Origin of the sequence: Catenulispora pinistramenti (genome assembly GCF_018274385.1) — a bacterium.
Taxonomy (GTDB): domain Bacteria; phylum Actinomycetota; class Actinomycetes; order Streptomycetales; family Catenulisporaceae; genus Catenulispora; species Catenulispora pinistramenti.
Genome location: NZ_JAAFYZ010000308.1, coordinates 1 through 10,139, shown reverse-complemented (window position 1 = coordinate 10,139; position 10,139 = coordinate 1). Strand labels below are relative to the sequence as shown.

The window sequence follows — 10,139 nt, the reverse complement described above, 5'->3', positions numbered from 1 at the left end:
GACCACCACGACCCCGACGGCCGCCCCGCCGGCGAGCACCGCCCGCCGGCTCAGCGAACCGCCCGCCGCCTGCCGATCTGCCTGCCGATCTGATTGAGACCTCGCCGACATCTGTCCTCCAAGACCTCAGCTCCATGTTGAATGCTGTTGAAGGCTAGCTGGCAGGCGGCATGATCGGAAGGGAGTCAACGCAGAGTGATGACTGATCTTGGGATCAGGCGACGTTGACGGGATCAGGCGGCGCCGATCAGACGAAGTTCTTGTCGATCAGCATCTCCAGCACGTTGACGTGGAAGTCCGGGAAGTCCATCGGCACGATCCCGAACCGCGCGCGCTGCCCGGTCCGGGCGTTCAGGTACGGGTAGATCGAGTCGTCCATCAGCGTCTGCTCAAGGTCCTTCGGGAACTCCAGACCGTCCTGCACCGACGGCGCCAGGCTGAGGAAGTTCACGTACATCGTGGTCGGCGCCGGGTTGGTGTAGGCGGCGTCGAACTGCTGCGTGATCAGCTGGCCCTTCGTGCCCGTCGACACGCCGGTGTACGTGTCCTGCACATTGAACTGGTCGGCGCTGTCGGCCCAGTGGATCAGGTTCCACGAGGCCGGGAACGTGAAGTCGGCGCACAGGACCACCTTGCCGACCGCCTGGCCGAGCGTCGGCCAGCCGTACATGTGGAACAGCCCCCGATACCCCAGCGTGTCCATGTAGTAGTTGAAGCGGCGCTGGAACTCCGCGTCGCTGAGCGCCTGGCCGCCGGCGTCCTCGTTCTTCAGCCGCATCACGATCGTCTCGGTCGGATGCGCCGAGAGGAACGCCCGGCACTGGTCGAGCACGTCCTGCAGCCGGATGCCCTGGTAGTAGCTGGAGTGGTAGATGCCCATCTCGCTGGCCGTTCCCTGAAGCCCGTTGCAGCGGATGTCGACGAACCGCACCCCCTGCTCCAACTGCTGCGGCAGGCCCCAGTTCTGGGTGTGCGACCACTCGGTGCCGTTGGCCGGATCGGTGCAGCAGGTGTCGTGGGTCCCGGGGATCGTCATGCCCAGCAATGACAGATTCGGGTCGAGGTAGCTCATCCAACTGTCCGTGGGCTTGCCGCCCGGGGTGACCGGCGAGTCGGCGCGCGCCGCGGCCGGCAGGCCGATCGAGGCGGCGGCCAGCACGGTGCCGCCGAGGCCCCATTTCAGGACATTGCGACGGGTGGGGTTCATGAGCGGCTCCAAAGGTGGTGGGTCCGGGCACTGCGACGGCGTTCACGGTAAGCGCGGTGTCACCACCTGGCCATGGACGTACCGGGAAAGCTTGAGGGTCGGCCGCCGGAACGGCGGCCGACCCCTTCGATCCTCATCCCGCACTCGCGGCGACTGTCGACTTCGACGCGCGTGCGGTCGGCGTTGTCGGCATGGTCAGTGCGGACAACTCGGACGGCGCGGTCAGTAGGTGTCGACCGTGCAACTCCCGTTGCTGAACATCGGGTTCTGGTCCACCGGCTGGCTGGAATCCGGGTTCACGATGATGTCGAAGCTGCCGGTGATCGACCCCTCGCAGTTGTCCAGCGCCGGCTCCGGCTGCATCGCGTCGTTCGGGCCCATCCACAGGTCGACGTGGTAGATCCCGTTGTTCCAGTCAGTGGTGCACTCCACGCACCCGTCCTCCATGATGAAGTACTTCTCCAGGTGCGGGACGTAGATGATGGTGCCCGGGGCGAACTCGTTCTCGTCCGTCGCGAACGTCACCGGCTGGCTGTAGGTGCCCAGGTCCTCGGTGGCGATCTGGTGGATCTGCGGGTACGCGATCTGGGCGGTGCCGTAGTGGCCGTTGCCGTCGTCGTTGTCGTTGTAGCCGTACGACGTGATGTTGACGGTGATGGTCTGCGGGTCGGCGTGGGCCGCGGCCAACGGCCCGGCCGCCGACATCAGCAGGGCCGCGGCGATCGCCGCCACGGATGCCAGGGCTTTGCGGAGCACTGTCGAACTCCTCTCGCGATCAAGTTAGGAAACCTTCCTAACTCATCGCGGAAGGTAGCGCCGAAGCAGATGCCTGACAATCCCTCGGTGCCGGTGGATGCGCTTCCCGATGTTCCGGCAGGTGGCGGGGCTGTCGGCCAGGGCCGGTACGGTGCTGCGCGTGACTGCATCCACGGGAGCGCCCGCATCGACCGACCTGCGAGCAACGAAAGACTCCTATGACACCGTCGCCGGCAGCTATGCCGAGCTGGTCACCCTGGACTTCGGCCGCATGCCCCTGGAGACCGCGATGCTCGGCGAGTTCGTGGCCCGGGTCCGGAACTCCGGGCCGGTCGGCGATCTCGGTTGCGGTCCTGGGCACCTGACGGCGTATCTGAACGAGGAGGGGGTGCCGGCGTTCGGCGTCGACCTTTCATCGGGAATGGTCGAGGTCGCCCGGAAGCGGAATCCCGGGCTTCGGTTCGAGGTCGGATCCATGACCGCGCTGGAGCTGGCCGACGGCGAACTCGGCGGCGCCGTCTCCTGGTACTCGATCGTGCACATGGCGCTGGAACAGCTGCCCGGCGTGTTCGCGGAGTTCTTCCGGGTCCTGACTCCGGGCGGGCACCTGCTCCTGGGCTTCAAGGCCGGTGACCGGGAGTCGCCGCTGACCCACGCCTACGGGCACGACGTTTCGCTCACCGTGTACTGGCACTCGCCCGAGCGCGTCGCGGAACTGTTGGAACAGGCCGGATTCGTCGTCGAGGCCCGGCTGGTACGGGCACCCGGCGAGACGGACAAAGGGCCGCAGGCGTTCATCCTGGCGCGCAAGCCGACAGCCGGTTAGCAGCCAAAACAAAAGAGAAAAGACGACGGCCGGTGGGGTGCGCCCGAAAGCGCTCCTCGTACCCCACCGGCCGCCGCAGACCTGAGCTCCCTCAAGCTCAGGAGTCCATCAGTTCAGGAGTCCATCAGTTCAAGATTCCATCAGTTCAGGAGTCCATCGCCGAACTCAGCACCCGGACATCCCCGCCGTCCAGCCGCAGGTCCAAGTCGTCCGCGCCGACCCGGATCCCGCGCACCGTCAGCCCGTCCCAGCCGCCGCCCGGCAACGGCTGGAACGCCACGACGTCACCCGGCACATCCGGTCGCACCCCGACCAGCGTCGCCACCACCGCGACCGACGCGGCCGCGGCCCACGCCTGCGGCCGGCACGAAGCCGGGTACGGCGTCGGACGCCCGCCGGCGCGCGCGGGACTGCCGGCGTACAGCTCCGGCATCCGGTATTCGAACCCTGCCGCCGCCTCCAACAGCCCGTCGATCAGGCCGCGCGCCGCCTCAGCCGCGCCGGGAACCCCGTCGGCCGCCGCGCGCGCCAGTCCCTGCACGGCCATCGCGGTGTCGTGCGTCCACACCGAACCGCCGTGGTAACTCAGGGGGCTGTAACCGCCGGCCGAGGTCGCCATGGTCCGCAGGCCGTAGCCCGACGACATCGACGCCGCGCCGAGCCGGGCCGCGACCAGCGCCGACTCCTCCTGGTCCAGGATGCCGGTCCCCAACAGGTGCCCCATGTTCGAGGCCACCGTGTTCACCGGCTTGCCGTCCCGGTCCAGCGCCACGGCCGGGAACGGTCCGTCCGCGTCGCTGATCCAGAACCGGGCCCGGAACCGCGCGGCCAACTGTGCCGCCCAGGTCCGCCATTCCTCGGCGCCGGGCCGGCCGAACGCGTCCAGCAGCGCCGCGCCGCTCATCGCCGCCTCGTAGGCGTAGCCCTGCACCTCGCTCAACGCCAACGGAGCGCTGGCGATCCGGCCGTCGACGAACTGGATCGAGTCGTGCGAGTCCTTCCAGCCCTGATTCGCCAGGCCGTGGCCGGACTCGTCGACGTAGCTCAGGAAGCCCGCGTCGTCCATGCCGTGGTCGCGCATCCACGCCAGCGCCGCACCCAGCGGATCCAGCAGCTTCTCCACCTCCTCCGCCGGCATGCCCCAGCGCCACGCGTCGTGCAGCAGCATGATCCACAGCGGGGTGGCGTCCACGGTGCCGTAGTACAGCGACGGCAGCCGCAGCGATCGCGCTCCGGCGCGGTCGATCGCGCCGGGGTCGGCCGGCGCGCGGCGGATCTCGTGCATGATCTTGCCCGGCTGCTCGGCGGTGTCCGGGTCGGTCTTCGTGCCCTGGCGCCGGGCCAGCGCGCGCAGCGTGCCGCCGGCCAGTTCCGTGCCCAGCGGCAGCAGCATGCGCGCGGCGATGATCGAGTCGCGGCCGAACAGGGTGAGGAACCACGGCGCGCCGGCGGCGAGGAAGTGGTCCTCGGGGGCCAGCGGGTCGGTCAGTTCCAGGCCGCGCAGGTCGGTCAGCGAGCGGTCGAGCCACCGCGGGACGCGGATGTCGCCGCTGTCCACCCGCAGCCCGCCGATCACCGACGCGCCGCCGGTGCCGAGCACCACCGCGCTGTCGGCCGGGGTGGCGGCCAGGTCGATCCCGAACCGCGCGACGGCGCCGGGCTCCAGGTCCACCGGCCAGCTCAGGGTGCCGTTCGCGGCGTCCACGGTCGCCGCCTCGGGGAACGCGATCGCCTGCACGACGTCCGGCACGACGTCGGCTCCGACGGAGCCGCGCCCGGTCCAGCGCAGGCCGTTGTGAAGCGCTTCAGCCGGCAGCGCGCCGGGGGACAGGCCCTCCTTCACGTCGTTGATCTCGGCCAGATCGCAGCCGAGGGTGACGGTCAGCGTGCTCTGTACCCGGCGGCGCGAGGCCGACCGGATCTCGAAGGTCTCGCGGACCAGGGCCCGCAACCCGTCGCCGGAGTCTTGGCAGGAGTCGCCGTCGGAGGCGGCGGCGTCGCCGTTCAGCAGAACCCGCCGCCGCTCGACCCACACCGCCGGGTCCGCGCCGTCCTCGCCGAGCCCGCGGGCCACGAGCACGCTGCGGGTCGCGTCGGCTCCGTCGAGTTCACCGGCGATCGGCGCCAGCCGGGCCCCGGAAAGTGTGATCTCCGAAACACTCAGGACACGCCGGTCGTCCGCGAAAACCCCCGCCACACCGGCGCCGGGGAGGGTTCCGCCGGCCTGCGACAGGCCGAAGACCGGAGCGGCCACGGTGGTTTGGAGATCTTGCAGATAGGGTTGCTGAGCTGGGATGTCGGCTGGGCCGTCGGTCATTGAGTGCCCCTCGTGTTCCGGGTCGGTACTCTGGCACTCTATCCATTTGAACGTTCATATGAAACACTCCACCCGAAGGACTTTGAACGTTCAACTCGTGGAAAGGAGGAACGTGCATGTCACAGCCTGAACAGCTACCGGCGAGGCCGACGATCAAATCGGTCGCCCGGCACGCCCAGGTGTCCTACCAAACCGTATCGAACGCGCTGAACGCGCCGGAGCGACTGCGGCCCGACACCCTGACCCGGGTGCTGCGCGCGGTGGAAGAACTCGGCTACCGGCCCACCCAGGCCGCGCGCAACCTCCGGCTGCAGACCACCCGGCTGATCGGCTTCCGGTCCACCCGTTCGGACGGCCAGGGAGTCAGCTCCATCGAGAGCCGGTTCCTGTACGCGCTGACCTCCGCGGCCCGGGACCGCGGCTACGGCGTGATCCTGTTCGCCGCCGACGGCGACGAGGACGAGATCGCGATGTTCGAGGACCTGGTCAGCCGGGGCGCGGTGGACGGCTTCGTGCTGTCCGGCTCGCACCGGCACGACCCGCGCACCGCCTGGCTCGCCGAACGCGAGGTGCCGTTCGTCAGCTTCGGCCGGCCGTGGGAGAAGACCTCGTTCGACTACTCCTGGCTCGATGTCGACGGGCACGCCGGCACCGTGGCCGCCACCGAGCACCTGGCCGCCAACGGCCACCGCCGCATCGGCTTCATCGGCTGGCCCGAAGGCAGCGAGGTCGGCGACGACCGGTACGCCGGCTACCTGGCCGCCGCCGCCGACCTCGGCCTGCCGACCCGCGGCCTGACCGTGCGCGGCCTGGACGGTATCGGCGCCGGCACCCAGTTGGCCGCCGGTCTGCTGGGCAAGGCCCACCCGCCGACCGCCTTCGTCTGCGTCAGTGACGCGATGGCCGTCGGGGCGATGCACGCGATCGAGCACCGCGGTCTGGCCGTCGGGCGGGACGTCGCGGTCATCGGCTTCGACGACAGCCCGCTGGCCACCGTCGTCCAGCCCGCCATGTCCAGCGTCCGCCAGCCCCTGGAGTCCATCGCGCGCCGCTGCGTGGACCTGCTGTTGGACCGGATCGACGACCCCCGCAGCGCGGTGCTCACCTCCGTCGTGGAGCCCACGGTCATCGCGCGCGGTAGCAGCAATCCCGACCACCCCTCACCCCCCGACGGGGCCTGACGTCCGGCCACCAAGGCGTCCGGCGTCCCGAGCCTGATTCCAAGGCGAAACGAAAGGAACGACAATGAAGTCAGTTCGCGGCAAGCGGATCATCGCCGCCGCCGGCATCGCGGCGGTGCTGACCACGGCCGCCGCCTGTGGCAGCAGCGGTCCCAGCAAGAGCTCCGGGTCCTCCGCCGGCGGCACCGGCGGCGCGACCTCCGGGGTCACGCTCCAGGTGCTCATCGGGTCCTCCGGCGACGCCGAGACCAACGCGGTGGTGGCCGCCGGCAACGCCTGGGCCGCCAAGACCGGCAACAAGGTCGTGGTCACCCCGGCCAAGGACCTCACCCAGCAGCTCACGCAGTCGCTGGCCGGCGGGACCCCGCCGGACATCTTCTACGTCGACGCCTCCAAGTTCCAGGGCCTGGTCAAGGGCAACGCCCTGGCCGACGTCGGGGAGAAGATCACCGACTCCACCGACATGTACCCGAACCTGCAGAAGGCGTTCACCCAGAACGGTCAGTACTACTGCGTCCCGAAGGACTTCTCCACGCTGGCCCTGGAAGTCAACACGGACCTGTGGACCAAGGCCGGGCTGACCGACGCCGACTACCCCAAGACCTGGGACCAGTTGGAGACCGTCGCCAAGAAGCTGACCGGCAACGGCGTCACCGGCCTGGTGATGAGCGACACCCTGGACCGGATCGGCGCCTTCATGCGCCAGGCCGGCGGCTCGGTGGTCTCCGCCGACGGCAAGACCGTCACCGCCGACTCGCCGCAGAACCTGCAGGCCCTGGACTACCTGCAGAAGCTGGCAAAGGAAGGCGCGCTGAAGTTCCCCAAGCAGGTCGACACCGGCTGGGGCGGCGAGGCCCTGGGCAAGGGCAAGGCCGCGATGACGATCGAGGGCAACTGGATCGTCGGCTCGATGTCGAAGGACTACCCGAACGTCCACTACAAGGTCGTTCCGCTGCCGGCTGGCCCGGCGGGCAACGCCACGCTGTCCTTCACCAACTGCTGGGGCGTGGCCCAGAAGAGCTCGCACCAGGCCGCCGCGGTCGACTTCATCGACTACCTGACGACCGTCGACCAGCAGATGAGTTTCGCCAAGTCCTTCGGCGTCATGCCCTCGCGGCAGGCCGCCAAGGCGCAGTTCACCCAGCAGTTCCCGGACCAGGCGGCCTTCGTGACCGGGGCGGACAACGCCTTCGGCCCGGTCGGCTTCCCCGGCTTCGACGCGGTGCAGAAGGACTTCGACTCCAAGATCCAGGGCCTGGCCGACGGCTCCTCCGATCCCAAGAGCATGCTGTCCAGCCTGCAGAAGAACGCCACGGACGCGCTCAGTAACAACTAGGCGCGGCGCCGGTTCCTCCGACACCGGCGCGCCCGCATCCCTGCCCTGTCCGGATCGAAAGGCCACCCAGGAAGATGAGCAGTACCAGATCGCAGGAGAACCGGCGTCAAGCCCTCGCCGGTTGGTTCTTCGTCTCGCCGGCGTTGCTCGGCCTGATCATCTTCCTGGTGGTCCCGATCGTGCTGGCGCTCTACGTCAGCTTCACCAACTGGGACGGTCTGTCCAACCCGCTCGGCGGCGACGTCAAGTGGGTCGGACTGCACAACTACCAGCAACTGCTCACCCATGACGGTCTGACCCGGACCACCTTCGCCGGGGCGCTGCGCAACAACTTCTGGTTCGTGCTCTTCGTGGTGCCGGCCCAGACCGCGCTGGCGCTGTGGCTGGCCGTCCTGGTGAACAACAAGTTCCTCAAGGGCCGCAGCTTCTTCCGGACCGCCTTCTACTTCCCGTCGATCACCTCCAGCATCGCGATCACCCTGGTCTTCCTGTTCCTGTTCCAGGGCGGCGGCGCGGTGAACGGGATCCTGAACTGGTTCGGCATCCACGGCCCCAACTGGCTGGCCGACAGCCGCGGCGTGATCCACGTCTGGCTCAGCGGCGTCGGGATCACCAAACCACCGGGCTGGACCCAGCACACGGTGATGGGCCAGTCGTTGTGGGACTGGTTCAGCGGGCCGTCGATCGCCATGATGGTGATCATCTTCCTGGTGGTCTGGACGACCTCGGGCACCTTCATGCTGATGTTCCTGGCGGCCCTGCAGAACGTGAACGAGGACCTCTACGAGGCCGGCGAACTCGACGGCGCCGGCTCCTGGCAGCGTTTCCGCTACATCACCCTGCCGAGCCTGAGGCCCACGCTGCTACTGGTGCTGACCCTCGGCATGATCGGCACCTGGCAGGTCTTCGACCAGATCTACCTGACCGGCAACAACCCGGCGACCCGCACGCCGGCGTACATGTCCTTCGACCAGAGCTTCCAGAACAACCACTTCGGCGTGGGATCGGCCATCGCGTTCCTGCTGTTCGCGCTGATCATGGTCCTGACCCTGCTGCAGCGCCGCATCCTCCCGGAGGAGATCGACTGATGGCCGCCGTCCGCGAGCGCCGCTCCCCGTCCCGGCGCGTACTGGTGTACGGCGCGCTGATCGCCTTCGCGCTGTTGTTCCTCGGCCCGTTCGTGATCCAGATCGCCACGTCCTTCAAGACCGATCCGGACGCCACCAACCACCCGCTGAACATCGTCCCGCACCCGGCCACCCTGGAGTCCTGGAAGCGCATCTTCGGCTACAGCAGCGACCAGCCGGTCCCCTTCGGCACGTGGCTCCGCAACAGCATCATCGTCGCCACCTGCATCACCCTGCTCCGGGTCTTCCTGGACAGCCTGGCCGGCTACGCCCTGGCCCGCCTCCGCTTCCCGGGCCGCCGCGGCGTCTTCATGCTGATCCTGGGCACCCTGGCAGTCCCGAACGTGGTCCTCCTGATCCCCCGCTTCCTGGTGCTGAAGGAACTGAACCTCTACAACTCCTACGCGGGCATGATCCTGCCGATCTCAATAGACGCCGCCGGCATCTTCCTGATGCGCGGGTTCTTCATGCAGATCCCGCAGGCGATCGAGGAGGCGGCGCGAATCGACGGCGCGGGAGCCCTGCGCACGTACTGGGACATCGCCCTGCCACTGGTGAGGCCCGGCCTGGTGACACTGACGATCCTGTCATTCCAGGGCTCGTGGAACGAGTTCAGCTTCTTCCTGGTCGCCACCTCCGACCCGAAGTACGACACCCTGACGACCGGCCTGGCGAAGTTCAGCGGCGGATCCCTGGGAGCCGGGAACCAGTTCCCTGTCACCCTCGGCGCAGCACTGCTGTCGACGATCCCGGTGGCGATCCTGTTCTTCATCTTCCAGCGGCAGATCGTGCGGAGTCAGATGAGCTCTGGGGTGAAGGGGTAGCGGGCGGAGGGGTAGCAGGTGAAGGGGTAGCAGGCGAAGGGGTAGCGCCCGGCGCGAAGCAGTGCCCTACCGGAGGAAGAGGCACCCCTCCCGAGATCAAGGCGGCGGCCGACTCGCGCACGTCCGAGGACGTGTACCGGACTCGAACCGATGGCTACCAGAAGTACCGGCCACCCGCGCACCGGGAGGGGTGAGGCAGAACCCGCCGGAGATCGAGTCGGGGAAGGTAAAGGAGTCCTAGGCCACTAGACGACAGCCCTACGAACAGGGCCGGCAGGATTCGAACCTGCGTTGCCCGCTTGATAGGCGGAGTAACCCTCTCCTGCGCACCCGGCGGGGAGTAAGTCTATTGAGTTGGTCGCCCCGAGTTCGCGGCTCGGGACGTGTGCTTAATGGTAGCCGGAAGGCTCGGTGCTGGCGAAGTGTTATTGCCGGGCAGTGGTGCGGGGTGGTGCGGCGGTGTGGTGCGGCGGTGTGGCGGTGCGGGCTTGTTCTCACTTCTCTATGGTCTTTATGGGGCTGTTGTTCGGGGTTCGGGTCTGTTTGGGGAGGGGCTGGGTTCGCG

8 protein-coding genes and 1 tRNA gene are annotated in these 10,139 nt (G+C 68.4%); 5 read left to right on the top strand and 4 right to left on the bottom strand.

Annotated elements, in window-relative coordinates; translation table 11 throughout:
* Nucleotides 1–247 precede the first annotated feature (247 nt).
* Entirely contained in the window at nt 248–1,207 is a 960-nt protein-coding gene (locus KGQ19_RS44865; RefSeq protein ID WP_212021099.1) for a phosphatidylinositol-specific phospholipase C, read from the bottom strand.
* 222 nt (nt 1,208–1,429) lie between these two features.
* Entirely contained in the window at nt 1,430–1,963 is a 534-nt protein-coding gene (locus tag KGQ19_RS44860; protein WP_212021097.1) for a hypothetical protein, read from the bottom strand.
* Between the two features lie 160 nt (nt 1,964–2,123).
* On the opposite strand from KGQ19_RS44860, the gene KGQ19_RS44855 reads away from it, so the two are divergent.
* Nucleotides 2,124–2,789, top strand: a complete 666-nt coding sequence (locus tag KGQ19_RS44855) for a class I SAM-dependent DNA methyltransferase (protein ID WP_212021095.1) — start codon at nt 2,124–2,126, stop codon at nt 2,787–2,789.
* A gap of 145 nt (nt 2,790–2,934) precedes the next feature.
* Here KGQ19_RS44855 and KGQ19_RS44850 read toward each other — a convergent pair whose 3' ends face one another.
* Nucleotides 2,935–5,106 (bottom strand): glycogen debranching N-terminal domain-containing protein, encoded by a 2,172-nt coding sequence (locus tag KGQ19_RS44850; RefSeq protein WP_212021093.1) that lies wholly within the window; start codon nt 5,104–5,106, stop codon nt 2,935–2,937.
* A 116-nt stretch (nt 5,107–5,222) separates the two neighbouring features.
* Here KGQ19_RS44850 and KGQ19_RS44845 point away from each other — a divergent pair, with 116 nt between their 5' ends.
* The 4 genes from KGQ19_RS44845 to KGQ19_RS44830 all read left to right on the top strand — a co-directional run bounded on the left by KGQ19_RS44845 (nt 5,223) and on the right by KGQ19_RS44830 (nt 9,574).
* Entirely contained in the window at nt 5,223–6,287 is a 1,065-nt protein-coding gene (locus KGQ19_RS44845) for a LacI family DNA-binding transcriptional regulator (RefSeq protein WP_212021091.1), read from the top strand.
* Between the two features lie 64 nt (nt 6,288–6,351).
* On the top strand, nt 6,352–7,623 hold the full coding sequence (locus KGQ19_RS44840; protein ID WP_212021089.1) for an extracellular solute-binding protein: 1,272 nt from the start codon (nt 6,352–6,354) through the stop codon (nt 7,621–7,623).
* Between the two features lie 74 nt (nt 7,624–7,697).
* Complete coding sequence (locus tag KGQ19_RS44835; RefSeq protein ID WP_212021087.1) at nt 7,698–8,711, top strand: carbohydrate ABC transporter permease; 1,014 nt, start codon at nt 7,698–7,700, stop codon at nt 8,709–8,711.
* Nucleotides 8,711–9,574, top strand: a complete 864-nt coding sequence (locus KGQ19_RS44830) for a carbohydrate ABC transporter permease (protein WP_212021085.1) — start codon at nt 8,711–8,713, stop codon at nt 9,572–9,574. The genes KGQ19_RS44835 and KGQ19_RS44830 overlap by 1 nt, the downstream gene beginning before the upstream one ends.
* A gap of 265 nt (nt 9,575–9,839) precedes the next feature.
* Here the strand turns inward: KGQ19_RS44830 and KGQ19_RS44825 are convergent.
* A tRNA-Ser gene (locus KGQ19_RS44825) sits at nt 9,840–9,898 on the bottom strand.
* Nucleotides 9,899–10,139 lie beyond the last annotated feature (241 nt).